25 protein-coding genes are annotated in these 25,718 nt (G+C 62.6%); 7 read left to right on the top strand and 18 right to left on the bottom strand.

Annotation, left to right across the window (positions count from 1 at the left end; genetic code table 11):
- Positions 1-80: 80 nt before the first annotated feature.
- Entirely contained in the window at positions 81-1,463 is a 1,383-nt protein-coding gene (gene ntrX, locus JI749_RS11460) for a nitrogen assimilation response regulator NtrX (protein WP_201653740.1), read from the bottom strand.
- Entirely contained in the window at positions 1,463-3,799 is a 2,337-nt protein-coding gene (locus JI749_RS11465) for a sensor histidine kinase NtrY-like (protein WP_201653743.1), read from the bottom strand. The genes ntrX and JI749_RS11465 overlap by 1 nt, the downstream gene beginning before the upstream one ends.
- Before the next feature lie 214 nt (positions 3,800-4,013).
- On the opposite strand from JI749_RS11465, the gene JI749_RS11470 reads away from it, so the two are divergent.
- The 5 genes from JI749_RS11470 to JI749_RS11490 all read left to right on the top strand — a co-directional run bounded on the left by JI749_RS11470 (position 4,014) and on the right by JI749_RS11490 (position 7,509).
- A complete protein-coding gene (locus tag JI749_RS11470) occupies positions 4,014-4,607 on the top strand; it encodes a nutrient deprivation-induced protein (RefSeq protein ID WP_201653746.1) in 594 nt (197 codons plus the stop codon).
- Entirely contained in the window at positions 4,600-5,016 is a 417-nt protein-coding gene (locus JI749_RS11475; RefSeq protein ID WP_201653749.1) for a phage holin family protein, read from the top strand. The genes JI749_RS11470 and JI749_RS11475 overlap by 8 nt, the downstream gene beginning before the upstream one ends.
- On the top strand, positions 5,016-6,047 hold the full coding sequence (locus JI749_RS11480) for a DUF3618 domain-containing protein (RefSeq protein ID WP_201653752.1): 1,032 nt from the start codon (positions 5,016-5,018) through the stop codon (positions 6,045-6,047). The genes JI749_RS11475 and JI749_RS11480 overlap by 1 nt, the downstream gene beginning before the upstream one ends.
- Positions 6,013-7,176 (top strand): YihY/virulence factor BrkB family protein, encoded by a 1,164-nt coding sequence (locus tag JI749_RS11485; RefSeq protein WP_201653755.1) that lies wholly within the window; start codon positions 6,013-6,015, stop codon positions 7,174-7,176. The genes JI749_RS11480 and JI749_RS11485 overlap by 35 nt, the downstream gene beginning before the upstream one ends.
- An 81-nt stretch (positions 7,177-7,257) precedes the next feature.
- Entirely contained in the window at positions 7,258-7,509 is a 252-nt protein-coding gene (locus JI749_RS11490; RefSeq protein ID WP_201653758.1) for a hypothetical protein, read from the top strand.
- Here JI749_RS11490 and ntrC read toward each other — a convergent pair.
- The 3 genes from ntrC to dusB are packed head-to-tail and all read right to left on the bottom strand — an operon-like array spanning position 7,506 to position 11,085.
- Positions 7,506-8,951 (bottom strand): nitrogen regulation protein NR(I), encoded by a 1,446-nt coding sequence (gene ntrC / locus JI749_RS11495; RefSeq protein ID WP_201653761.1) that lies wholly within the window; start codon positions 8,949-8,951, stop codon positions 7,506-7,508. The genes JI749_RS11490 and ntrC overlap by 4 nt on opposite strands.
- Positions 8,948-10,087 (bottom strand): two-component system sensor histidine kinase NtrB, encoded by a 1,140-nt coding sequence (locus JI749_RS11500; RefSeq protein WP_201653764.1) that lies wholly within the window; start codon positions 10,085-10,087, stop codon positions 8,948-8,950. The genes ntrC and JI749_RS11500 overlap by 4 nt, the downstream gene beginning before the upstream one ends.
- A complete protein-coding gene (gene dusB / locus JI749_RS11505) occupies positions 10,084-11,085 on the bottom strand; it encodes a tRNA dihydrouridine synthase DusB (RefSeq protein ID WP_201653767.1) in 1,002 nt (333 codons plus the stop codon). Before dusB ends, JI749_RS11500 begins: the two co-directional genes overlap by 4 nt.
- 177 nt (positions 11,086-11,262) lie before the next feature.
- On the opposite strand from dusB, the gene JI749_RS11510 reads away from it, so the two are divergent.
- Together JI749_RS11510 and JI749_RS11515 are read left to right on the top strand one after the other, a co-directional pair.
- Positions 11,263-12,453, top strand: coding sequence for a bifunctional 2-C-methyl-D-erythritol 4-phosphate cytidylyltransferase/2-C-methyl-D-erythritol 2,4-cyclodiphosphate synthase (locus JI749_RS11510; protein ID WP_201653770.1), 1,191 nt, complete (start codon positions 11,263-11,265; stop codon positions 12,451-12,453).
- Entirely contained in the window at positions 12,453-12,965 is a 513-nt protein-coding gene (locus JI749_RS11515) for a CinA family protein (RefSeq protein ID WP_201653773.1), read from the top strand. The genes JI749_RS11510 and JI749_RS11515 overlap by 1 nt, the downstream gene beginning before the upstream one ends.
- A 25-nt stretch (positions 12,966-12,990) precedes the next feature.
- Here JI749_RS11515 and JI749_RS11520 read toward each other — a convergent pair whose 3' ends face one another.
- From JI749_RS11520 to JI749_RS11580, 13 genes are all read right to left on the bottom strand, one after another.
- Positions 12,991-13,434 carry a type II toxin-antitoxin system RatA family toxin gene (locus JI749_RS11520; RefSeq protein ID WP_201653776.1) on the bottom strand — a complete coding sequence of 148 codons (444 nt, stop codon included), beginning with the start codon at positions 13,432-13,434 and terminating at the stop codon, positions 12,991-12,993.
- 141 nt (positions 13,435-13,575) lie between these two features.
- Positions 13,576-14,529: a lipoyl synthase gene (gene lipA, locus JI749_RS11525; protein WP_201653779.1), complete on the bottom strand. Its 954-nt coding sequence runs from the start codon at positions 14,527-14,529 to the stop codon at positions 13,576-13,578.
- A gap of 16 nt (positions 14,530-14,545) precedes the next feature.
- Positions 14,546-14,803 (bottom strand): GlsB/YeaQ/YmgE family stress response membrane protein, encoded by a 258-nt coding sequence (locus tag JI749_RS11530; protein ID WP_201662772.1) that lies wholly within the window; start codon positions 14,801-14,803, stop codon positions 14,546-14,548.
- 141 nt (positions 14,804-14,944) lie between these two features.
- Positions 14,945-15,985: a Gfo/Idh/MocA family protein gene (locus JI749_RS11535; RefSeq protein ID WP_201653782.1), complete on the bottom strand. Its 1,041-nt coding sequence runs from the start codon at positions 15,983-15,985 to the stop codon at positions 14,945-14,947.
- A gap of 38 nt (positions 15,986-16,023) precedes the next feature.
- Complete coding sequence (gene lpdA, locus JI749_RS11540; protein ID WP_201653785.1) at positions 16,024-17,463, bottom strand: dihydrolipoyl dehydrogenase; 1,440 nt, start codon at positions 17,461-17,463, stop codon at positions 16,024-16,026.
- Between the two features lie 30 nt (positions 17,464-17,493).
- Positions 17,494-18,144, bottom strand: coding sequence for an SGNH/GDSL hydrolase family protein (locus JI749_RS11545; protein WP_201653788.1), 651 nt, complete (start codon positions 18,142-18,144; stop codon positions 17,494-17,496).
- 12 nt (positions 18,145-18,156) lie between these two features.
- A complete protein-coding gene (locus JI749_RS11550; RefSeq protein ID WP_201653791.1) occupies positions 18,157-19,539 on the bottom strand; it encodes a pyruvate dehydrogenase complex dihydrolipoamide acetyltransferase in 1,383 nt (460 codons plus the stop codon).
- 11 nt (positions 19,540-19,550) lie between these two features.
- Positions 19,551-20,939 carry a pyruvate dehydrogenase complex E1 component subunit beta gene (locus JI749_RS11555; RefSeq protein WP_201653794.1) on the bottom strand — a complete coding sequence of 463 codons (1,389 nt, stop codon included), beginning with the start codon at positions 20,937-20,939 and terminating at the stop codon, positions 19,551-19,553.
- Position 20,940: 1 nt separating this feature from the next.
- On the bottom strand, positions 20,941-21,345 hold the full coding sequence (locus tag JI749_RS11560; protein WP_201653797.1) for a hypothetical protein: 405 nt from the start codon (positions 21,343-21,345) through the stop codon (positions 20,941-20,943).
- 9 nt (positions 21,346-21,354) lie between these two features.
- Positions 21,355-22,374 (bottom strand): pyruvate dehydrogenase (acetyl-transferring) E1 component subunit alpha, encoded by a 1,020-nt coding sequence (gene pdhA, locus JI749_RS11565; protein WP_201653800.1) that lies wholly within the window; start codon positions 22,372-22,374, stop codon positions 21,355-21,357.
- Positions 22,375-22,488: 114 nt separating this feature from the next.
- Positions 22,489-22,887, bottom strand: a complete 399-nt coding sequence (locus JI749_RS11570) for an FtsB family cell division protein (RefSeq protein WP_201653803.1) — start codon at positions 22,885-22,887, stop codon at positions 22,489-22,491.
- Positions 22,888-23,043: 156 nt separating this feature from the next.
- Positions 23,044-23,334 (bottom strand): Dabb family protein, encoded by a 291-nt coding sequence (locus tag JI749_RS11575; protein WP_201653806.1) that lies wholly within the window; start codon positions 23,332-23,334, stop codon positions 23,044-23,046.
- Positions 23,331-25,616 (bottom strand): NADP-dependent malic enzyme, encoded by a 2,286-nt coding sequence (locus JI749_RS11580; protein ID WP_201653810.1) that lies wholly within the window; start codon positions 25,614-25,616, stop codon positions 23,331-23,333. The genes JI749_RS11575 and JI749_RS11580 overlap by 4 nt, the downstream gene beginning before the upstream one ends.
- Between the last annotated feature and the right edge of the window lie 102 nt (positions 25,617-25,718).

Raw genomic sequence — 25,718 nt, forward strand, 5'->3', positions numbered from 1 at the left:
GCGCGTACATCACTATGGCACATATCATTTTTCGTGCCTACCGCGCCCGGCGCATGGCCGCCGGTATTTTCATTCGTTTTTCAGAGACCGAGCGATTTGATCTTTCGGTGCAGTGCGCTGCGCTCCATTCCAACAAACTCCGCGGTCTTGGAGATGTTCCCGCCAAATCGTTCGATCTGGGCCAGCAGATACTGTCGTTCGAACACTTCGCGAGCGTCGCGAAGCGGAAGGCTCATCAGGTGGGCAGAGGCGTCGGTGTCGCCAACGGTGGGCAGCACCTCACCAATATCGGAAGGCAGCATGGCTGCAGTAATAATGCCGTCTGCTGGCTGTTGGTCCTTCATCAAAATAAGCAGGCGCTCGATGGAGTTGCGAAGTTGGCGCGCGTTGCCAGGCCATTCCTGCGCCTGCAAAACCGCGATGGCATCGTCGCCGACGGTTACGCGCTGCAGGTTGTGCATGCGGCAGACCTGTTCGATGAACACATTCACCAGCGGGGGTACGTCCTCACGCCGTTCCTTGAGCGGCGTCAAAGGCAGCGGCACGATGGACAGACGGTGAAACAGATCCGACCGCAGTTCGCCGGTCTCAATCTGTGCCGCCACGTTCTGCGAACTCGATGAAATGATGCGCACGTCGATCGGGACGGCCTGCGTGCCGCCGACGCGGTTGAAGCGGTTCTCCACTAGTGTACGCAGGAGCGCCGCCTGCGTCTGGGCCGGCAGAGTCGTGACCTCGGATAGGTAGAGCGTCCCGCCGTGAGCTTTTTCCAGGGCCCCGACTTCGACCTTGAGCATGCCATTCTTTTCGCGAGCCTCGCGGCCGAAGAGGACGACCGAGACTTCCTCTGGGGCATAAAGCGAGGCATTGATCTCGACGAAAGGCGCTTCCGAACGCGGACTGCGCTGGTGGATCAGGCGGGCAACGAGCCCCTTCCCCGCGCCCGACGGGCCGGAGATGAAGATGCGCGAATTGGTCGGAGCCGATTTCTCGATGATGCCGCGCACCTGCTGCAGGGCCGGCGAGGTGCCCACCATATCCGCGCTCTTGGTGGCCGAGCGTTCCTTGAGCTCGGCAACTTCGTTGCGCAGACGCGTGGCTTCCATGGCGCGCTGGGTGATGTGCAGCAGCCGATCGATCTTGAACGGCTTTTCGATATAGTCGTAGGCACCGCGGCGGATAGCAGAAACAGCCGTCTCCACATTGCCGTGGCCCGAGATCATCACCACCGGCATGTCCGGATGCTGGCTCTGGAACACATCGAGCAGCTGTAACCCATCCAGACGCGAACCCTGCATCCAGATATCGAGAAACACCAGGCTGGGCCGCCGGCGCGCGATTTCGTTGAGGCCGCTATCGGCATCATGGGCCTGCCGGGTCTCAAATCCCTCATCCTCCAGGATGCCGGCGATGAGGTCGCGGATGTCGTCTTCGTCGTCGATGATCAGAATATCGAGTGCCATTACTTATGAACCACCGCGGCGATGAGCGGTTCCTCCTGTTGGGCGGGTGTCCGGTCCCCTTGGTTGGGACCGGCTGCCTCTGAAGATCTGGTGGGCGATTGCAAGGGAAGTGTGAAGGTCACGCAGGCGCCAACGCGACCGGTCGGATCGGGCTCGGCGTCGATAAGCTCGACGATCCCGCCATGCTGCTCGATGATCTTGGCGACGATGGCCAGGCCCAGGCCGGTGCCCTTTTCACGAGTCGTCATGTAAGGCTCCAGCAGCCGCTGGCGGTTGTCTTTTGGCCAGCCCTTGCCGTTGTCGGAAATGGCCACCCGCGCATGATTGTTTTCGATCTGCGCCTCGACCGTTATCGTCGGGTTCCAGCTATCTGATTTCTCCACAGTCTCAAACGCTTCCACGGCATTCTTTATGAGGTTGGTGAGCGACTGGGATATGAGGCGACTGTCGAACCACGCGTAGATCGGGTCTTCGGGAAGAACCGTGTTGATGGTGATTTCCGGCAGCCGGACGCTTTCGAGGAACACTGCCTGGCGAACGGTGTCGTTGAGGTCCGCCATATCGGGTGCGGCCTCGGGCATGCGGGCAAATGCCGAGAACTCATCGACCATGCGGCCAATATCGCCGACCTGTCGGACGATGGTGTTGATGCACTTGTCGAACACGTCGCGGTCGTCCTCCAATCGCGCGCCATAGCGACGGCGGAGGCGCTCGGCGGAGAGCTGGATCGGCGTCAGCGGGTTTTTGATTTCATGGGCAATGCGGCGCGCCACGTCGGCCCAGGCGCTGGTCCGCTGCGCCGATTCGAGGTCGGTGATGTCGTCGAAGGTCAGCACATAGCCCTTGGACTCGGTGATCGAGCCCTCTCGGGTGAGCTGCACCTGATAGGTGCGGCGCTCGGTTTCGTTGCCCAGTTCGATCTGGTCACGTACCTGGCCGCGCCGGGCTGAGCGAGCCCGTTCCAGCGTCGGCGCCAGCAGCGGCATCACCTTCTCGATGGGTTCGCCCATCAGGGCGATTTCATCGCGACCCAGCATCTCGCAGGCTCGGGCATTGACCAGGGTGACGGCGCCGAACGGATCGAGGCCGATAATGCCGGCGGACACGCCCTCCACCACCGCCTCGGTGAACTGCCGGCGCTTCTCATTCATTTCGCTTGCGGTCAGCAAGGCCTCGCGCTGGCTCTTGAGCTGCTCGGTCATGCGGTTAAAGCCGTTGCTGAGATCGCGCAAGTCGCCCCTGCCCTCCTGCACCGGTACCTGCACGTCTAGGTCGCCGCTGCTGACGCGATTGGAGGCGATCATGAGATTGCGGATCGGGTCGACGAAGCGGTTGGCCAGGGCGATGCCGATCCACAGTGCCGCCAGCAGCAGTACGACGGCCAAGCCGACATACATGATGGTGAAGGTGATCTGGAACACCAACCGGTTGGACGCATATTCGCGGTATTCGGTAATGTTCTCGTCCGTCAGCTGCATATATTCGAGCACCTCGGCCTCCACGGGCCGGGCAACGAAGAGGTAGGTATCCTCGTAGCCACGCAGCTTGATGACGGAGCCGACGAGGTTGATCCGGCCCGGCGCAATTGCCGCCGGTATGCCTTCCACCAGACCGTCGGTGATCCCGTCCGGCAACTGTGGATAGGCGCCCTGCACCGCTATCTGGGCTCGCATCAGGGTGTCGCCCTTTGCATTGACCAGCGAGGTGAAGGGCAAGGAGCGGGTTACGGCCAGCGCCGTTAGGATGCGCTGGAACCGCTCCTTGTCGGCGTCATAGGTGCCGTGGGCCTGTTCGAGTTCCTCCGCCACCCAGATGATGTCATCGCGCAACACCTGGGCGTGTTCGAGCATGTAGGAGCGGGCAACCAGCCGTGAGCTCTCGACCATGGCCCGTGTCCGTTCGGAGAACCACTGGTCGAGGCCCTGGTTGAGGGCGATCGTGGCGACGACCGCGACGATCGCCGCCGGGATTGCCGCGACCAGCGCGAACATCGTCACCATTCGGATCTGCATGCCCGCGCCAGCCTGGCCCCGCAGGCGCGCCTGGATCAACAGAACTGCTTCGGTGACGACCAAAGCAATCACCAGCAGGACCAGCACCCCGGTGACGATCCAGATGACGGTCCAGACGGTCGTCGATGGCTCGATATTGGTCGTGCCCGACAGGATCAGGAACGAAAGCGAGGACATCAGCACCGAGGCAAACACCACGATGAAGCCCAGTATGCGCAATGAGCGATTGTTGCGCGCAGCGGCAAACGGCGAGTTGACCGGTGGGGTCACATCGCGCGCGACGCCCTTCAGGTCCGCTTCGCCTTTCGCTGCAATGTCACTCATTGATGCCCAGGGGCACTCCATTTCCGCCGCAGGGGCAGAGCCTGACCCAATTTGCTCGACCCTTCAAGATAAATGTTGCCAAAATGTGACACTGATCTCAGCCCTCTCGGATTGCGGATGCTGGCCAATTCACTGGGCGGCCAAAATAAAAGCGTAGCCATAGCGGAACGAGCGGGGGCGGGGATCATTGCTTCTCAAAGCGAGGAGTACCGTCATGAACCCTATCGACTCTCCAAACCCAACCCCTCAATCCACCAGCAACAGTGCGGCTGACGAACTGGCCGTACGACTTGAGGACGACAAGAATGCCGTCGTCGAAACTGCCAAGCAGGACCTGCAAAGCCTCACTGAAAAGGCCGCCTCAGATGTACGCGACCTTAAGGGGCAGGCGGAACATCAGGTCGCCGCAGCGACGGACAAAGCAAAGTCTTTCGCCGCCGAGCAGAAGGATTTGCTGGCCAGCCAGGTCAATGGCGTGGCCGACGCGATTGGCAAGGTGGCCGACGAACTCGATCAATCCGAACAACAGTCCATCGCACGCTATGCCCGCGACCTGGCCGGCGGGCTTTCTCGTTTCGGGCGAAACGTGGAAGGCAAGGATGTGGACGAAGTGATGGGCATGGCCCAGTCCTTCGGCCGCCAACAGCCCCTGGCCTTCCTGGGCGCCGCAGCGCTTGCGGGCTTCATGGCGAGCCGGTTCGCGCAGGCTTCGACCCATCGCAGCGAGCGATCCGCGAGCGCGACGACCCCCGGATCGGTGGCACGCACCACGACCTCGCGGCAGAGCTGGGAGGCAAACGATGGCTAGGACAGAAGAAGGCCGCCCGCTCGCAGAACTTCTCGGAGGGTTAGCCGGCGACATCTCGACCTTGTTCCGCAAGGAAATCCAGCTGGCCAAGGCCGAAGCCTCCGAGAAGCTGTCAGAAACAATGGCCGGTGTGGTTTCGTTGCTCATCGGCACCGTGCTGGCGCTCGGCGCTCTCGGCGTATTGCTGACTGCGGTAGTCTCAGTTTTGGCAGCATTTTTCGTCAGCCGGAACATGGATCCAACACTGGCAAATGCCTTGGCGGCAGCCATCGTCGGTGTGGTGGTCGGCGTCGTCGCCTGGATTTTCGCCTCCAAGGGGCTCAACGCCCTCAAGGCACGCAACCTGAACATGAACATTACGGCCGGCTCGCTGAGCCGCGACGCCAACATCGTCAAGGAGAGGCTCTGATGGCCTACGATAGCGAAAAGAAAAGCGCCGCCGAACTGCAACTCGAGCTGGAGCAGCAGCGCAGCCGCGTCGAAAGCACGATCGACGAAATCCAGCAGAAGCTGTCGCCGGGCCAGTTGGTCGATGAACTGCTTGCCTACACCAAGGGCGGCGGCGGGGAGTTTATATCGAGCCTGCAGAAGAACGTGACCGCCAACCCCCTGCCCGTCGCCCTGCTTGGCGTAAGCCTGGCATGGCTGATGGCCAAGCCCGCTACTGGCAGCGAGAAAGCAGCTGATCGCGAGTGGGACCGGTCCATCAACACCAACCGGGGCTATGGCAGCCACTCGGAGAGCGATGGGACCTACGTGGATTATCCGGTCGCGACCATCAGCGGTACCACCCTGCGTCGCCAGCGCCACGTCGAGGAAGACGGACGCTGGTACAGCGAGTTCAGCGATGACCTGGGCACAACCTATCGCGCTCCGTCGGACTCGCTGGGCAAGCGCGCCGGCCACTTTACCGACAAGGCCGGCAATCGCTTCAAGGGGTTTGCCAATGCAGCGGGCGAGCGCATCGAGCATTTTCAGGACGAGGCGGGCAACCTGCTCGACGAAACGGCCGGCTGGGCATCCCACGTTTGGCATGCCGCCCAGGATAAGCTGCATGACGCCCGCGACAGCGTAAAGTCCCTCGCTGCGTCGGGACGCGAAAAGGCGGGTGCTACCGGCACACAAGCGCGGGATCAGTTCAGTGCGCTCAATGAAACAATCTTGCACCAGTTCCGTGACCAACCCCTGATCGGCGGTGCCTTGGCCTTCGCCTTCGGGGCCGCGCTGGGCGCCGCATTGCCGCATACGCCTCAGGAAGACGCAGTAATGGGTGAGGCGGCGGAAGCGCTCCGCGAGAAAGCCAGCGAGCAAGCTCACGAGCTTTACGAAAAGGGCCGTGACAAGGTCGCCGAACTGCACGAAACCGTTGCCGCCAAGGGTGGCGAACTCTACCAGCAGGCCAAGGATGGCCTCGAAGGGTCAGGCAACATTGGCCACTAAGCGACGGGAAGCGGACAATCCGCTTCCCACTGAGGCCGACAGGCAAAACGCAGCACAGCCCGGCCGTGGCCGCCGGGCTAACGCGCCCTCGGAAATTCCCTGGGCTGGGCGCCTGGATATTCTCTGGCGCCTCTACCGGAGCATAGCAGAAGACCGTATTCTGCTCACGGCAGCAGGCGTCGCGTTCTATGTGCTGCTGGCCCTGGTGCCGACACTGACCGCCATTGTGTCAATCTACGGTCTGTTCAACAACCCCGCCGGCGTGATCGACCAGGTTCAGATGCTGGCCGGCATAGTGCCTTCGGGCGTCCTCGACATCATCCGAGATCAGCTCGTTCGAATCACGGGACAGAGCAACAACACGCTGGGCCTCGCTCTCATTTTCTCGCTGGTCCTCGCGCTGTGGAGCGCCAGTGCTGGTGTGAAGGCCATGTTTGAAGCGCTGAACATCGCCTATGGGGAGGTCGAGAAGCGCTCATTCCTCCACTTCAACGGTCTGGCACTGCTCTTCACTCTGGGAGCCGCTCTTGCTGCCTGCCTGGTTGTGGCAGTGCTTCTGCTCCTGCCTGCCGCCGTCCGGTTCCTTCCGGGCGGGATAGGCGTGGAATGGACCGTCCGGATTGCCTCCTATGTCGTGCTCCTGCTCGTCGTGCTGGCGGGGCTTGCCGCGCTCTACCGCTGGGGCCCGAGCCGCCAACTGGCAAAGTGGCGCTGGATCACCCCGGGAGTCTTTCTGACCGTGCCGATGTTCGCCGCCGTATCGGGGGTATTTTCCTGGTACGTGGCCAACTTCACCGATGACAACGCCACATATGGCTCGCTTGGCGCCACGATTGGCCTGATGACCTGGCTGTGGATTACCGCGACGCTGATCATCGTGGGTGCCGAGATCAATTCGGAAATCGAGCACCAGACCGCCCGCGACTCCACGACCGGTCCATCAGAGCCGCTCGGCCAGCGCGGTGCGCATGTAGCCGACAGCGTGGGCCGCGTGTGGCCCCCGGCGCGAGACAAGGTTGAACAAACCCTGCCGGCGGACGACCGTCCCAAACGACTGTCATGGGCTACCCTTGCCTTTGCCCTTCCCGCCGCGCTGGTGCTTCAAGCGGCAAATCGGCGCCGCAAGTAGCTGGCATCGACGCTCCGCGATTGTTCATTTGACCTGGCGACTGAAGCAGCGTCATCCTGATCCTGTTGCGGAGGAGACGGGATGGAACGGGCAAGTGTGGTCCTGGAGGTCGAGGTCCAGCACGAAGGAAGCGCCTATCGGGCAAGTTATTTCGTCGAAGGAAACACCATCCACGCCAATGTCGGCGGGCGACTGGTCGTGGCGCCGCTGGTGAGCAAGCCAGCAGCGGAAACGGTCGAGACGCTGCTTTCCGGTCATCTGCAGCAGCAGTCTCGCAAGCTGCGTCATTCGGGGCGGTGGGACCGCATGCCAGGCAGGAAACCGGCGCGCTAGCTGCGGCGGCTATGCTTGACGATCTCGATGCTGTGCGTGCGGATCTTCTTGCGCAGCGTGTTGCGGTTGAGGCCGAGCAGGTCCGCTGCTTTGATCTGGTTGCCACCACAGGCATTGATCGCCATGGCGATCAACGGCGCCTCCACTCGGTCGATCACGCGCTGGTAGAGGCCCGGTGGCGGCAGGTTCGGCTCATACTCGCGCAGAAGCTGCCCGACATGGGTTTCCACCGCCATCGACACGTCCATCGGTCCGGCAGCGCCCGCCACGGTCGGGCGCTCGGCAATGTTGAGCTCGTTCTGGACGATCTCGGCCGAAATCGATTCATCGGCATAGAGTGCCGATAGCCGGCGAACGAGGTTTTCCAGTTCGCGAACGTTGCCCGGCCAGGAGTAATTCTGCATCAACCGAATGGCTTCAGGCGATATCGACTTGATCGGCTCGCCCTCGCGCTGTGCGACCTTGAGGAAGTGCGCCGCAAGGTCGCCCACGTCGTCGACGCGCTCGCGCAGCGGCGGCAGGCGGATGGGCACCACATTGAGGCGGTAGTAGAGATCTTCGCGGAACAGGCCCTGCCGGATCATCTGGCTGAGGTCACGGTGAGTCGCTGCGACGATGCGCACATTGGTCTTTATGGCGCTGCGACCGCCGACCATGGTGTATTCGCCCTCCTGCAACACGCGCAGCAGACGGGTCTGGGCATCCATTGGCATGTCGCCGATTTCGTCGAGGAACAGCGTACCACCCTCAGCCTGCTCGAAGCGGCCGGAGGAACGGGTGTTGGCGCCGGTAAAAGCCCCTTTCTCGTGGCCGAACAGCTCCGCCTCGATCAGGTCGCGCGGAATGGCGGCCATGTTGATGGCGACGAACGGGCCGTTACGGCGCTTGCCGAAGTCATGCAGCGCCCGGGCCACGAGCTCCTTACCGGTGCCGCTTTCGCCGGTGATCATCACGGTGAGATCGGTCTGCATCAGCCGCGCCAAGGCGCGATAGATGTCCTGCATCGCCGTCGAGCGACCCACCAGCGGCATGGTTTCGCCCGGCTCTTCGGCCTTGCGCTCGGCATTGGTAGGCTTCTTAGCATCGGCCAGCGCCCGCGCCACCACCGAGAGCACCTCGGTGATGTCAAACGGCTTGGGCAGGTATTCGTAGGCGCCAACTTCCGAGGCGCGAATAGCCGTCATGAATGTATTCTGAGCGCTCATCACGATCATCGGCAGATCGGGACGCAGCTTCTTGATCTTTGGCATTACCTCGAAGGCATTGCCGTCGGGCATGGCCACGTCGGTGATGAGGATATCGCCCTCCCCCCGGCTAACCCAGTTCCACATGGTCGAAATGTTGCCTGTGGGCCGGACTTCGTATCCAGCGCGCGTCAGGGCCTGGTTGAGCACCATGCGGATCGCGGCGTCATCATCGGCGAGCAGGACGACATGGCTCATTTGGCCGGTTCCTCATCAAGTGGTGCCTGGAATGCCCCGCTCGCAACGGGAAGCAATATTCTGAACTTGGTCCGGCCTGGCCGGCTGTCGCAGTCGATGACGCCGCCATGGTCGCCCACGATCTTGGCCACCAGCGCCAGCCCCAGACCGGAGCCGTTCTGCTTGGTGGTGACGAACGGATCGAAGAGGAACGGCAGGATATCGGGCGGCACACCAGGGCCATTATCCTCGATGACGATCTCGAGCGGCAGCGAAATGCGCTCGGACACGCCCGTGACGCTGATGCGAATGCCGGGCCGGAACGCGGTCGAGAACTTGATCTCAGGTTTCTGTGTACGTTCAAGGGCTTCCGAGGCATTCTTCACTAAATTGAGGAATACCTGGATCAACTGGTCGCGGTTGCCATAGACCGGCGGCAGTGACGGATCGTACTCTTCCGAGAAGGCGATGCCCCGCGCCACGCCGTTGCGGGCCAGCAGCTTTACCCGATCCAGCACCACGTGGATGTTGATCGGCTCGCGCTCCATCGGCCGCTCGTCGCCAAACACTTCCACCCGGTCGATCAGGTGGACGATGCGATCGGTTTCCTCACGGATCAACCGGGCCAGCGGGATTTCGTCGTTGTTGACTGTCTGCTCCAGCAGTTGCGCTGCGCCACGGATGCCAGAGAGCGGGTTCTTGATCTCGTGGGCCAGCATGGAGGCCAGGCCCGTCACAGAGCGTGCCGCGCCGCGTGACACCATCTGCCGGTCAATCTTGTCGGCCATGGTGCGTTCCTGGATCAGCAGCGCTACCCGGCCGTCATTGTCCGATAGCGGACTGGCGAAAACATCCGCGATCCGTTCGTCGCCAAAGCGCGAGGAGCCGATGCGCACGCGATACTCGGTCATGGGTGCGCGACGCGCGGCAACGGTTTCGACCAGGCTGATGATTGGCGAGCCGAAGGCAATCAGGTCATCGAGCCGCTGACGGGTCAGCACGCTCAGCGACGCGCCAAAGAAGGCTTCAGCCGCGTAGTTGACGAAGGCGATCTGGCGGTCTTCTGCGCAAACGATGATCGGCTGCGGCAGCGCCTGCAGTACCGCCGTTGACGGAACAGGGCTGACGGCGGGCGCCGCTGCCTCAATGGCGCTCATGCTGCGGCCCTTTGTTCGCTGGAGAAGATAGTGCCGATCTGACGGATGACGTCATCGGGGTCTTCACTGTTAAGGAAGGCGTTGCGGGTGGGTTTGTCGAGCACGATACCGGCGCCCTCGACGTACCAGTCGAGGTGCTTGCGCGCGGCGCGCAGGCCGACGGCGGTGCCATACTCGATCAGCATGTCCTGGTAGTGCTCTGCGACCAGTTGGGCCAGTTCCGCGCCTTGTGGAGCGATTGGAGCCGCCTGCCCCGTCAGCCCTGCCCCGATCTGGGCCACGGCCCAGGGTCGCCCCTGCGCGCCGCGGCCCAGCATCACCGCCGCAGCGCCTGACTGCTGCAGGGCTTCGCGTGCGCTTGCCAGGTCGATGATGTCGCCATTGACCACGACCGGCACGTCCACCGCCTCGACCACGGCTCGAACCAGATCCCAGCGGGCAAAGCCCTTGTAGAACTGCTGCCGGGTACGGCCATGCACGGTGATCATCTTCACGCCGGCATCGACCGCGCGTCGCGCCATCTCCGCGGCATTGAGGCTGTCATCGTCCCAGCCCAGCCGCATCTTGACGGTCACTGGAAGTGGGGTGGCTTTCACCACCGCATCGATCAGCGTCATCGCATGGTCGGGAACCCGCATCAGCGCCGATCCGGCATAACCGTTGGTCACGCGTTTCGCGGGGCAGCCGAAATTGATGTCGATGATGTCGGCACCGGCGTCATGCGCGATGCGGGCGCCGCGGGCCATCCATTCGGCCTCACAGCCGGCGAGCTGGACCATATGAGGCAGCGTACCTGGCCGGCCGAGCTTGCGGGCCATGTCCTGATTGCCAACTGCCAGCGCGTTGCTCGCGATCATTTCCGACACGACCATGCCGGCGCCGAAGCGCTCGGCGAGCTTGCGGAACGGGCGGTCGGTGATTCCTGCCATCGGCGCCAGGAACGCGTTGTTGCGCACCAAGTGGTCACCGATGCTCAACTTGCAGGCATCAACAGACACAAACTGCCCCAGAAATGATCACTTTCGAAATAGTGCCCGCACAATAGCCAAAACGCCTGACAGTGCAACACCCTATGTGGTGCTCATGGCGGTGCGGCTGCCCTGCACTTGCCGCATGCTGTGGCGGGCGCTAGACCACGACCAGATGACGGTTTCAAGTCCGAGTCAGCCGGTTCCATGCGCGAAAAATCCATAGCAGTCATCGTTGTGGCGGCCGGCAAGGGAAAGCGCGTCAACGCGGACGGTTCTGGTGATCCCAAGCAATACCGCCAGCTTGCTGGCAAGCCAGTGCTGGCTCGCACCATCAATGCGTTCCTGGCCCTGCCGAGCATCACGGCCATCGTGCCCGTCATCCATCCCGATCATGCGGAGCGCTATGCGACCCTGCGGCTCGCCGATGAGCGGCTGCTGGCGCCGGTTGTCGGCGCAGCCACGCGGCAGGCTTCGGTGCTCGAAGGATTGAAGGCATTGGCGCCGCTGCGGCCCGATCTCGTGCTGATACAGGACGCAGCACGTCCCTTCGCCACGACCACTGTGATAGCCAACGTTATCGCCGCGCTCGAGCGCTATGAGGGCGCCTTACCCGTTGCGCCGGTCACCGACACCATCAAGCGCTCGTTGGACGGCCAGCAGGTCAGTACTACCGAGGATCGCAACCAGCTCTTCGCCGCGCAGACGCCGCAGGGCTTTCGCTTCGGGCAAATCTTCTCGGCCCATATGCGTGCTTCGACCATTCGCCGCCAGTTTACCGACGATGCCGAGATCGCCGAATGGGCCGGCCTGCGCGTCGCCATGGTCGAGGGGGATCGCGACAATATCAAAATCACCCATCCCGAGGACTTTGCCCGGGCAGAGCGTATCATTTCCGGAGACAGGCAAATGGAAACCCGCATCGGCACCGGCTTTGACGTCCATCCGTTCGAGCCCGGCGATGCTGTCTGGCTGGGCGGCGTCCGCATTCCGCACAAGGCCAAGCTCAGGGGGCATTCGGATGCCGACGTTGCGCTGCACGCGCTGACCGACGCCATCCTGGGCGCCATTGGCGAAGGGGACATCGGGGTGCACTTCCCGCCCTCCGACATGCAGTGGCGTGGCGCCGCGTCTTCAGTCTTCCTCAAGCATGCCGGTGACCTGGTCGCCAAAGCCGGCGGGCGCATCGTCAATCTGGACGTGACAATCGTCTGCGAAGCGCCGAGGATCGGACCGCATGTCTCAGCGATGCAGGGGATCATCGCCGAGACACTTGGCATCGCGACCTCGAGGATCGCGATCAAGGCAACGACAAGCGAGCAGCTCGGGTTTACCGGGCGGGAGGAAGGTATCGTGGCGATGGCGAGCGCAAGCGTAGAAGTGCCGAGGGTCGATTGATGTCAGCCAGGAAAGCGGAACCGGCCCCGGTCGACGCGGGCAAGCAGATCATCGAGATCCTCACCGAGAAAAAGCAGAGTATCGTCACCGCGGAAAGCTGCACTGGCGGCATGGTTGCCTCTGCCCTGACGGACATTCCCGGCGCATCGGCGGCCGTTTACGGGGGATACGTCACCTATGCCAATGCGGCCAAGTCCCGCATGATCCATGTCCAGGCTCGCCTGATCCGCGACTATGGCGCAGTCAGCAATCAGGTTGCCCGCGCCATGGCCGATGGTGCTCGCAACACTGCCCGGGCGGATTATGCGGTTGCCGTCACCGGCATTGCCGGCCCCGATGGTGGCAGCGAGAAGAAGCCGGTAGGCTTGGTCTATATCGCCGTGTCCTCCGAACTTGCCACGCTGGTCATCGAACACAAGTTCGGCAACCTCGGCCGGGACGAAATTCGGCGCGCAAGCGTTAGTGCGGCGCTCGACCTTGTGCTGCAGGTGCTGACCAGCGACGCGGACTAAGTCCTCATGACCTTCCAGCGCGAAGTCAGTCTCCGTAGCGCCGGTCGGCCTCGTCGACGAAAGCCTGCATAATTTCGTCTTGCTTGGCAGCAAAAGCAGGTTCGGCTACCGCTGCGATCAGCGGGTTGGAGATCTTGAAGTCGATCTCGAAGCGTACGCGGGTGCCCATGCCCTCGGGCTCGAAACTCCAGACGCTGTCGAGATAGGCGAAGGGCCCATCCACCGCCTTGGCCTTGATGGTGAGCGCCTTGTCGTCGAGGGTAACGCGGCTGGTATAAGCCTGGGTGACCGGCCCAAAGGATAGTGTCATCCGCGCCAGGCGCACGTCCGCCGCGCCGGCGGCGGGGTCGGCGCGGACTTCCATCGCCTTGCAGTTGGGAATGAAGCGCGGGTAGTCGCCGAGATCGGCGACGATGTCGTACATGCGGTTGGGTAGGTGCGGCACATGCCGCTCGAAGAAACGCTTCATTAGTTTGGGCTCTGGAAGAAATGAGACCTCATGGTGAGCTTGTGGAACCACGAGGTCGGGCACATAAATCTTGCCACGACCTCGTGGTTCGACAAGCTCACCATGAGGTCTACTAAATGCTCGAGGCGCTCACAACAGCGCCTAGTGACCCATCTTGGCCATGCGGGCGGCCTTGAGCCTGGCGAAGTCTTCGCCGGCATGGTGGGACGAACGGGTCAGCGGGCTGGACGAGACCAGCGCAAAGCCCTTGGCCGACGCCACCGTGGCATAGGACTTGAACTCGTCCGGCGTCACGAAGCGCTGCAACGGATAATGCTTCTTGGTCGGCTGCAGATACTGGCCAATGGTCAGGAAATCCACATCGGCCGAGCGCAGGTCGTCCATCAGCTGCAGCACTTCGTTCCGCTCCTCGCCGAGGCCGACCATGATGCCTGATTTGGTGAACATGGTCGGGTCGAGTTCCTTGACCTTCTGCAGCAGGCGGATGGAGTGGAAATAGCGGGCGCCCGGGCGCACCTTGAGGTACTTGGACGGCACCGTCTCGAGGTTGTGGTTGAACACGTCGGGCCTGGCGGCCACGACTATTTCCAGCGCGCCTTCCTTGCGGAGGAAGTCCGGCGTCAGGATTTCGATGGTTGTCTTGGGCGTCGCAGCACGGATGGCCAGGATGACATCGGCAAAGTGGCGCGCCCCACCATCGGCCAGGTCGTCCCGGTCCACCGAGGTGATGACCACATGCTCGAGGCCAAGCTTGGCCACGGCGCGCGCGACGTTCTCAGGTTCATTGGGGTCGAGCGGCCCCGGCAGGCCGGTGCGCACGTTGCAGAAGGCGCAGGCGCGCGTGCAAATCTCGCCCATGATCATCATGGTCGCGTGCTTCTTGGACCAGCACTCCCCGATATTGGGGCAGCCGGCCTCCTCGCAGACGGTGACGAGGTTGTTCTCGCGCACGATCTGCTGGGTTTCCTTGTAAACCGGAGAACCCGGCGCCTTGACGCGGATCCAGTCCGGCTTGCGCAACACCACGCTTTCGGGCCGATTGGCCTTTTCAGGGTGGCGTGGCTTGAGCGCGGAGGTGTCGATCAGAGTGACCAATGGATGTCCTGACTGTTTAGGCAATCAGCCGTGCCAGCAGCACGACGATGATGGCGCCGACGGTCGAGGTGACGATCTGGCGAACCACATCGTTGCGAATTCCCAGATCAATCCGTAGCGCGGTGAACAGATACCCTCCCACGAACGAACCGATCACCCCACTCACGAGGTAAGTGATAAGCCCGCCGCCTCCGACGACCAGGCTGGCGAGGAAGCCCGCCAAGATGCCGATTCCCAGAAAGATCAGGATCGCGCGATTATTATTGCCACCCATGGTGAAGCCCCCGCCTGTGGACTGCCGTTCCGGTAGTGCCATGCTTTGCCCTCTCAAACGCTCCACGAGATATTGCCTCTCGGCGAGCGCCCTTCAAGCCCCTACCCCCTGCCTCGACCTGATCTGCGGCCCTATGCGCAGTCACTGCAGAACCTCTGCGATTTCGACCCATTCGCCGTTGCGCGCGGCGGACAAGATCGTTGCCTGCACGAGAGCAAGGGAGTGAAGGTTATCCTCACCCGAGCTGAAGCGCGCCGGAATCGAGCCCGTCTCGATAACCTTGGCGATGGCCGCCAGGGTGCCGGTGCGGTCGGCAAATTCAATTGGTTCGAGGGGAAAGGGCACAGCCTCGCCATCCCGCTCGCGCAGACTCAGCCTGTCGGGGCCGGCCTTGCCCATGAAATGGTCGCGCGAACTCCAGACGATCTCGCCCTCCGAGCAGTCCATGGTCCACTCACCCGCCCAGGGCGTCACCGGGCCGGAGCTCATCCAACTGCCGCGATAGGAGACAATCGTCCCCTTCTCGAATTCCAGCGTTGCCACGCCAATCGGGTGGTGGCCAAACGGGCTGGCTGGCGGGTTCCAGGTGCGGCAGGAGACGCGCTTGGGATTGTCGTTCAACACCATGCGCATCAGGTCGAAATGGTGGATCGACATGTCAGCCAGGAGTGGATCAGGCATGTCCCAATAGCGGTAGCCCTGGCTGGGGGCATGGCGTCGGAACTCGATGGAAACCAGGTTTACCGGACCGAATTTCTGCGCGCCGATCAGTTCGGCCGCCGCGATCGGTGCCGGCTGAAAACGATAGTTCTGGCTGACCATCAGCACGCGGCCATTTGCCCGCGCGAGTTCCACGAGTTCCTTGGCTTGCGCGATGGTCGAAGTGAAAGGCTTCTCAACCAGGACGTTGAAGCCCAATTCCAGGCAACGCTTGACGACAGGGTAATGCGCCTCGGTGCGCAGCGTACAAATGGCGAGGTCTGCCTCCACCCCCTGCGCAGCCTCGTCCAGGCTGCTGAAGCAGCGCTTCTCTTCGATGCCCAGTTCGGTCTGAACCCGCTTGGTGGCCTCGGGACTGCTGTCCACATAGCCAACCATGTGGATGTTGGGAACTTTGGGGATAACTTCCTTGGTCCAGCTGAATCCCCAGTGTCCCAGGCCGACTTGGATCGCCTTGACCATGTGGATAACTCCTTTGCGTTGTTTGCCTCGGGCCGGCGCTAGATGTTCAGCGCGCGACCATAGGCATCCAGAACGCTTTCCTTCATCGTTTCGCTCAGCGTCGGATGCGGGAAAATGGTGTGCATCAGGTCTTCCTCGGTGGTCTCGAGGTTCATGGCAACGACGAAACCCTGGATAAGCTCGGTCACCTCGGCGCCTACCATGTGGGCCCCCAGCAACTCGCCGGTCTTGGCATCGAAGATGGTCTTTACCAGACCATCCGGTTCGCCAAGGGCGATCGCCTTGCCGTTGCCCACGAAGGGGAAGCGGCCGACCTTGATCTCGCGACCCGCCTCTTTGGCCTTGGCTTCCGTAAGGCCGACCGACGCGACCTGCGGCTCGCAATAGGTGCAGCCGGGAACCTTGGTCTTGTCGAGGCCGTGGACGTTCATGCCAGCGATCTTTTCGACCGTGATGACGGCCTCGTGCTCGGCCTTGTGCGCCAGCATTGGGGGACCAGCGACGTCGCCGATGGCCCAGATGCCGGCGACGTTGGTCGCGCCATAGTGGTCGATGACGATGGCGCCGCGCTCGGTCTTGACGCCGACGGTTTCGAGGCCAAGGCCTTCGATATTGCACTGCACGCCAACAGCCGAGATCAGCCTCTCGCCGGCAATCTGCTGGCTTTTGCCATCCTTGGTCTCCACATGGGCGACGACGCCGTCCTTGGTCTTTTCGACCTTGGCGACCTTGGCATCGGTCAAGATCTTGATTCCGCGCTTCTCGAGCCGCTTGCGGGCAAGGGCGGCGATCTCGGAGTCTTCTACCGGCATGATCTGCGGCAGTAGCTCAATGATTGTCACTTCAGCGCCCATCGAGCGGTAGAAGGACGCGAACTCGACGCCTATGGCGCCAGAGCCCATCACGACCAGCGATTTGGGCATGGTGGCCGGCTTCATGGCCTCGAAGTACGTCCAGATTTTGTCGCCGTCGGGCTCAATGCCGGGGAGGACGCGCGGACGGGCCCCGGTGGCGATGATGATGTTCTTCGCCTTGTATGTGCCTTCGCCCAGCGCATTCTTCGGCGGCGGCACCTGAGGCTGCTGGATGGCCTTCTTGGTCGGCGCCACCTTGACTTCACCTGGCTTGGTGATGACACCCTCGCCCCAGATGATGTCGACCTTGTTCTTCTTCATCAGGAACTGGACGCCGTTGTTCATCTGCGCGGCAATGGCGCGTGAACGCTTGACGACCCCGTCGATGTCAAAGCCGAACGTCTCGGCGGTCAGGCCGTAGTCCTTGGCGTGGCTCATGTGGCCGTAGATTTCGGCAGAGCGCAGCAGCGCCTTGGTCGGGATGCAGCCCCAGTTGGAGCAGATGCCTGCCATATGCTCACGCTCGATGATGCCCACCTTCATGCCGAGCTGCGCGCCACGGATGGCGGCAACATAGCCGCCGGGGCCGGCGCCGATGACGAGAAGGTCGTATTGGTCAGCCATTTGGGCCTCCAGAATAGTCGAGTGAGTGGGTCAAAGACCCAGCATGGATTTGACGACCGGCACGAGCCCCTCGCCGATCGCGCGGGTATTGGCCGCGTCGAGATGGACGCCATCAAGCGGATCGGCCTTGGCCACCGTCGAGGCATCGAAGAAACCGGTATTCCACTCCTGCGCGCGCCGCGCATAGTGGGTGGCAAACTGGCCTGATTGTTCCAGGCCATGCGCCAGGCCGCCGAAGTGACCTATCATGTCGGCGTTGTCACTGTCGCAAATCAGTGGCGGGGCCACGAGAATGATCTGCGGTGCGGTCTCGCCCTTGCCGGCATAGTGGCCGCGGATCAGCTGAACCAGGCGCCGCATGCCGAACGAGGCTTCGAGCGCCGAGCCGCAAATGGCGGGCTTGAGGTCATTGGTGCCGAGCATGATGATGACCATGTCCAGCGGGGAATGACTCTCCAGGAGCGTCGGCAGGATACGGGCACCGTTGCGATCGGCATTGGCATACCAATCGTCTGAGACGGTAGTCCGACCGCCCAGCCCTTCGGCAATCACGCGAACCTTCCCACCCAGGCCCCGCTCGAGAGCTGTCGGCCAGCGATCCTCGTAGGCATGGCGGGGGCCGCCGCTCTGTGGATTGGCTCCGAAAGTCAGGCTGTCGCCATATGCGAGAATGGTTTTCATGTGCTTCGCCCCTTAGGCCAGCATCATCACCGGGTTTTCGATCAGGCCCTTGAACACCCCAAGTACTTCCGCCCCCAGCGCGCCGTCGACAGCGCGGTGATCGCAACTGAGGGTAACGGTCATGAACTGGGCGATCTTGATCTCGCCCTTGTCGGCATAGACGCGTTCCTCACCCACGCCGACGGCCAGAATGGTGCCATGGGGCGGGTTGATGACCGCGGCAAATTCCTTGATGCCGAACATGCCCAGGTTGGAAACCGAGGTCGAGCCACCCTGATATTCATGCGGCGCCAGCTTCTTGCCGCGGGCGCGAGTTGCCAGATCCTTGACCTCTTCGGAGATTTCCCGAAGCGTCTTGGTATCGCAGGACTTGACCACGGGCGTGAACAAGCCGCCGGGCACCGAGACTGCAACCGCCACGTCGCTGCGCTTGTGATAGAGGATCGAGTCGCCCGCCCAGGTGGCATTGGCCGTCGGCACGCGCTGCAGAGCCACAGCCCAGGCCTTCATGACGAAGTCATTGACCGACAGCTTGTAGCCCGGCTTGCCGTCCTTGCCCTTGGGCGCGGAGGCATTGATCTGTTCGCGGGCGGCCAGCAGCGCGTCGATCTTGCAATCGAGCGTCAGGTAGAAATGCGGCACGGTCTGCTTGGATTCGGTGAGGCGCGCGGCCACCACCTTGCGCATGCCATCGTTGGGCACGAGTTCGTAGCTGCCTTCCGGATAGAGGGCGAGCACCTGCGCCTTGGTCATGCCGCCGGCAGGCGCCGCGACCCCCGCCCCGGTAGCCGGAGCGGATGCGGCCGCCTTGAGCGGCGCCTTGCCGGATTTGGCAGCTTCGACGTCGGATTTGACCACCCGGCCTTTGGGACCGGAGCCGGAAATCCCCGAGACATCAATGCCGGCTTCCTTGGCCAACCGGCGGGCCAGCGGAGAGGCAAACACCTTGCCGTTGCCCTGGAAATTGCCATCGGCAGGCTTGGTGGCCGCCGTTGGGGCGCTGGTACCGGTATTGGCGTTTGCGGTCGGAGCCGCTTGCGTCGCGGTGTTCTCACGCATCGTCGCGCCAGCGTCCGCCTTGGGTTGCTCTGTCTTGGCTTCCGGTGCGGGAGCGGGAGCGGCCTTGGGCGCAGCGACCGTGTCGGCGCTCTCGCCTTCCTGCAGCAGCACCGCGATCACGGCATTGACCTTCACGTTCTCGGTGCCTTCGGCGACCATGATCTTGCCGATCTTGCCCTCGTCGACCGCTTCGACTTCCATCGTGGCCTTGTCGGTTTCGATCTCGGCGATGACGTCACCCGAAGAGACGCTGTCCCCTTCCTTGACGTGCCACTTGGCAAGCTTGCCCTCTTCCATCGTCGGAGAGAGCGCCGGCATGGTGATATCGATTGGCATCCCGGTTCTCCTTACGAGCGGTAGGTCACGGCATTCACCGCCGCAATCACTTCATCGACGTTCGGCAGCGCCAGCTTCTCGAGGTTGGCGGCATAGGGCATGGGCACGTCCTTGCCGGTGACGCGCATCACCGGGGCGTCGAGATAGTCGAAAGCCTGTTCCATGACGCGAGCCGAAATTTCGGCGCCGATACCACCCTGCGGCCAGCCCTCTTCCACAGTCACCAGACGGCCGGTCTTCTTGACCGATTCGATGACAGTATCGCTGTCCAGCGGGCGCAGCGTGCGAAGGTCGATCAGTTCCACGTCGACGCCGGCGGCAACCAGCTTCTCGGTCGCCTGGGTAGCGTAGCGCATGCCCATCGAGAACGAGACGATGGTCACATCCTTCCCCTTGCGAGCGATACGGGCCTTGCCGATCGGCAGCAGGAAATCGTCGACCTTGGGCACCAGGCCCGTCGAGCCGTAGAGGATTTCGTTTTCGAGGAAGACCACCGGGTTCGGCGAACGGATCGCCGCCTTGAGCAGGCCCTTGGCGTCCGCGGCGCTATAGGGGGCAATGACGGTGAGGCCGGGGACGTGGCTGTACCAGGCCGAGTAGTCTTGACTGTGCTGCGCACCCACGCGGGCCGCGGCGCCGTTCGGGCCACGGAACACCATCGGCGCCGTCACCTGGCCGCCAGACATATAGAGCTGCTTGGCGGCCGAGTTGATGATCTGGTCGATCGCCTGCATGGCGAAGTTCCAGGTCATGAATTCGACGATCGGCTTGAGACCCGCGAAGGCGGCGCCGACGGCGAGACCGGCAAAGCCATGCTCGGTGATTGGGGTATCGATGATGCGCTGGGGGCCGAATTCCTGCAGCAGGTTCTGCGTGATCTTGTAGGCGCCCTGGTATTCGGCAACTTCCTCGCCCATGACGAAGACGTCGGGGTCGCGACGCAGTTCCTCGGCCATGGCCTCGTTCAGCGCCTGGCGCACGGTCATTTCTACCATCTCGACGCCTTCGGGCAGGTCGGGATCGCTTTGGGCTTCGAATTTGGGTGCGGCCGGTACAGCAGCGGCCGACGGCGCGGCTTCGGCCGCCTTCTCTGCGGCCACCACGGGCGCTTCGGACGGCTCCGGCGCCGTCTGCGCTACCGGTGCGGTGGAGGCCGTTTCGCCCTCGGCCAGCACCAGTGCGATTGGCGTATTGACCTTCACGCCTTCGGTGCCCTCGGCAACCAGCAGTTCCTTGACCACGCCTTCATCGACCGACTCGACTTCCATCGTCGCCTTGTCGGTTTCGATCTCGGCCAGCACGTCGCCGGACTTGACGGAGTCGCCGACCTTGACGAGCCACTTGGCAAGCTTGCCCTCTTCCATGGTGGGCGAGAGCGCGGGCATCAGGATTTGGGGCATATCAGCTCTCCAGGATATTGGGCACGCCGGGCACAACGGCCGCGCGGCGAAGGTCAGTATTGAGGGCGAATTTGGCAGGAATGACGCGCGGATCGTTGATCAACCGCGGCTCGGCCGAAGCGCTGGCGCTGGCCGGTGTTTGATTGACCACCCACCCGCTGAGCGCAACGCCCAGCACGATGAAGACGATAAAGGCGATGGCAGCCCGCTTGTAGATCGCCAGATGCTCGGCCGCCGCAGGACCGGCCTTCTGCTCGAGTTGACCGAACTTCCACCAGCCCAGCAGCATGTAGGAGCCGAGCCGCTCGCTGGCCGGAGCCAGACGCACAATGGCAATGGCCTGAATGGCCGCGACCACCAGCGACAGAATGGCGAATAGCGCGATCACACCGAGCAAGATGCTCATTTATGGCTCTCAGGCGCTGATGGTGATGTCGGTCCAGAGTTCGGACGCTGCCGGTTCTGGATCGTTGGTGGCGAAATCGGCGGCTTCCGTGACAATGGCACGAATGTCGTTCTCGATCTTCTTGAGATCTTCCTCGGTCTGGAAACCACCGTCGAGCAACCGCGCCTTAACCTGCTCGATCGGGTCGCGCTCCTGACGGTACTTGGTGACCTCGTCCTTGGACCGGTACTTGGCCGGATCGGACATGGAGTGGCCGCGATAGCGGTAGGTCAGCATTTCGAGGATGAACGGGCCTTTGCCGGAACGGGCATGCTCGATGGCGCGCTTGGCGGCATCATAGACCATGCGGACGTCCATGCCGTCGACCTGTTCGCCCGGAATATTGAACGAAGCGCCGCGCATGGAGAAATCGGTCGTTGCCGCGGCGCGCTCGATCGAGGTGCCCATGGCATATTTGTTGTTTTCGATGACGAAGACGACCGGCAGGTTCCACAGCTTGGCCATGTTGAAGGTCTCGTAGACCTGGCCCTGGTTGGCCGCGCCGTCGCCGAAGTAAGCGAGCGAAACGGAGCCGTCGCCCTTATACTTGGCGGCGAAGGCGAGCCCTGCCCCCAGCGACACCTGGGCACCGACGATGCCGTTGCCGCCGTAGAAGCGATGCTCGTTGCTGAACATATGCATGGAGCCGCCCTTGCCCTTGCTCAGGCCACCCTGGCGGCCGGTCAGCTCGGCCATGACGCCCTTGGGGTCCAGGCCCATGACCAGCATGTGGCCGTGGTCGCGATAACCGGTGATCTGGGCGTCCTTGCCCTTTTCGGACGCCATGGTTATGCCGGTGACCACGGCTTCCTGTCCGATATAGAGGTGGCAGAAACCGCCGATCAGGCCCATGCCATACATCTGGCCGGCCTTTTCCTCGAACCGCCGGATCAGCAGCATCTCGCGATAGGCTTCGAGGTCCTGTTCCTTGGTGAATTCGGGTACGTTGGATTGCGTCTTGGCCTTGGTGGCCACAGCCTTACGCGCCATGGGAACGCTCCGCATCGAAATGGATTTGCCGCTTGGCCCGATCTGGCCACAGTTGCGCATCATAGTGCAAGCGCCGGGCGGAAAGCAATGCCACAACAAGCCCGCGGATGCCCGCTAGAGCGTTGAATCAGCTTGGATAAGTTGAGTTAACTCATCTGTGGCTAATTCTTCGAATTTACCGGAAAGTGGTTTACCCGTATGCGGGTCGACCATTACGATGACATCGTCTGCATTCGCCATGTTCAGAAGCGCACGCGCCCGTTCAATCACAATGTCAGGGTCCAGCCGCCGCGTATCCATCAGGGTGGCGCGGTGCCGGTAGGCGTCGATTTCGGCCTGCAGGGCTGAAGACCGAGCCTTGAGCTGGTCGATGTCGAGGAGAATCTGCGTCCGGCTTTCGATGCCGAACTGCCCGCCGATTGCCGAAAAGCCGAGATAGCCTTGGAATCCCAGCAGAGCTACCGTCAAAGCCAGCGGACGCCAAATTGCGGGACGTTTGAGGCGGGTGGGCATGGGCTAACCAAAATTGAACCCAACCACTATGCCCAACAAGGGGTTAAGGCTGGGTTGAGGTTATACCCTTTCGGCCGGCCGCCCTCACCCGCCATTGCAACCGTTATGTCCGCCGGCTCCGGCAAAGGCGTTTACGCGTCGATGCGCGTGCCGAAACTAGATGGGCACGTAATCGATTTCCAGGAACCTTGCCACTTCGGGCACCCAGCGGTCGCGGACGAAGGCGACGTGGTCGGGGTGGTCGTTATAGCCCGAATAGGCAGCCTGATCGGCAAATTCCATCGAGAAGCCGAACGCATAGTCGTTCTTCGGGCTTACCTGCCGGAGTTGTTCGAACTTCTGGACACCGGGAATTGCGGCAAGGGCCTTGGCGTCGCGGAGGAAGGCGCCCTCCTCCATCGAACCTGCTGCATGCCTGAGGGTGAAGACGACAGTGTGGCGGATCATGCTTCGGTTCCCATGGCTTCGGTGGCTGCAATTGCCGCCATGTTGACGATGCCGCGGCTGGTAACCGACGGGGCGAGAATATGGGCTGGCGCGCGCGGACCCATCAGTATCGGGCCGACGGACAGCGCATTGTTCATTTCCTTGAGCAGCGTCATGGAAAGGTTGGCCGCGTCAAGGTTGGGGAAGATCAGCAGGTTGGCTTCACCGCCCAGCACGCTGTCGGGAATGTAGCGCTCGCGCAGCTCCTGGCTCAGTGCCAGGTCGCCCTGCATCTCGCCTTCGACGATCAGATCGGGAGCGATTGCCTTGAGCCTGTTGTAGGCCTCCCGCATCTTGTAGGCGCTGTCGCCGTCACGCGAACCGAAGTTGGAATAGCTCAACAGGGCAGCCTTGGCCTCGATGTTGAAGCGCTTGAGGTGATTGCGCGCCTGCAGCGTAATGCCGACGATTTCGTCGGGCGTTGGGTCCTGGTTGACGTAGGTGTCCGCCAGGAAGAACGCACCACGGGGCATGATCAGCATGGAAAGCGCCGAAACGTCCGCAACCCCGTCCTGCAGGCCGATGACCGAGCGGATGTCGCGCACGTGCTTGATGAAGCGCCCCTGGAGCCCGCAGATCATCGCGTCGGCCTCGCCGCGTTTGACCGCTAGGGCACTGATGACAGTGGTATTGGTGCGCACGACCTGGCGGGCCGTATCCGGCGTCACGCCGCTGCGGCCGACCAGGGAATGGAACAAGCTTACATAGTCGCGATAGCGCGGATCGTCCTCGGGGTTCACCACCTCGAAATCGACACCGGGTCGCAGGCTGAGCCCGAAGCGTTCGATACGAGCCTCGATGACCGAAGGGCGGCCAACGAGGATAGGACGGGCGATACGCTCTTCCAGCAGGACCTGCGTGGCCCGGAGCACGCGCTCATCTTCGCCATCGGCAAAGGCGATGCGCTTCTGCTGCCCCTGGGCCCGATCGATGATCGGCTTCATGACAAGGCCCGAGCGGAAGACGAAGCGGTTGAGGCTGTCCTGGTACGCGTCCCAGTCGGCAATGGGCTTCTTGGCGACACCCGATTCCATCGCCGCCCGCGCCACGGCCGGGGCGATGCGGAGGATCAGCCGCTGGTCGAACGGATTGGGAATGATGTGCTCGGGACCAAAGACGGCCGGGGCTCCGGAAGGCGACACTTCGAGGCCGGGCTCATGGGCCAGCTTGGCGATGGCGCGCACGGCGGCCAGCTTCATTTCCTCGTTGATCGTCGTGGCGGCCACGTCGAGCGCACCGCGGAAGATGAAGGGGAAGCAGAGGACATTGTTGACCTGGTTGGGATAGTCCGACCGCCCGGTGCAGACCATGGCGTCGGGCCGGGTCTCCCTGGCCAGTTCCGGCGTGATCTCCGGATTGGGATTGGCGAGCGCCAGGATCAGCGGCTTGGGTGCCATTTTGGCCAGCATTTCCGGCTTCAATGCGCCGGCGGCCGAGAGACCCAGGAAGATATCGGCGCCGTCGATCACTTCGGCCAGCGTGGTGGCGTCGCTGGTGCGCCGGAACTGGCCGCGCCACTTGTCATTGACGTCATTGCGCTTGTGGGTGACCAGGCCATCCTTGTCGGCGACCCAGATATTCTCGTGTTTGGCGCCCAGGGCCACCAGCACGTTGAGGCAGGCGATTGCCGCGGCCCCTGCCCCCGAGGCGCAGATCTTGACCTCGTCGATCCTCTTGCCCTTGAGCTCAAGCCCGTTCAGCACCGCGGCGCCCACGATGATCGCGGTACCATGCTGGTCGTCATGGAAAACCGGGATCGGCATGCGCTCGCGCAGCGCTTCCTCGATCTCGAAACAATCCGGCGCGCGGATGTCCTCGAGGTTGATGCCGCCAAAGGTCGGCCATAGCGGCGCGACGGCCTCGATGAACTTGGGCGGATCGATCTCATCGATCTCAAGATCGAACACGTCTATGCCGGCAAACTTCTTGAAGAGCACCGCCTTGCCCTCCATCACCGGCTTACTGGCCAGCGCACCGATATTGCCCAGGCCCAGCACGGCGGTGCCGTTGGAGATGACTGCGACCAGGTTTTGCCGGGAGGTGTATTTGGCGACCGATTCCGGATTGGCGGCGATTTCCTCGCAAGGCGCGGCGACGCCGGGCGAATAGGCCAGCGCCAGGTCGCGCTGGTTGCCCAACGGCTTGATCGGCTGGATCTCGAGCTTGCCGGGCTTGGGGAACTCGTGGAAATGCAGGGCGGCTTCGCGAAGGGCTTTCCGCTGCTCGTTGAGGTCGGTCGTCACGCAGTCCTCCTCGCCCGCTGCTTGGTTTCGCGGACATAGTTTGGGACAGCGTTGGTGCCACCAATCGCCCCGGTTGAAAAGTGGCTAAGTCGGCGCAAAGCT

Origin of the sequence: Devosia oryziradicis, from assembly GCF_016698645.1 — a bacterium.
In the GTDB taxonomy this organism is placed as follows: Bacteria; Pseudomonadota; Alphaproteobacteria; order Rhizobiales; family Devosiaceae; genus Devosia; species Devosia oryziradicis.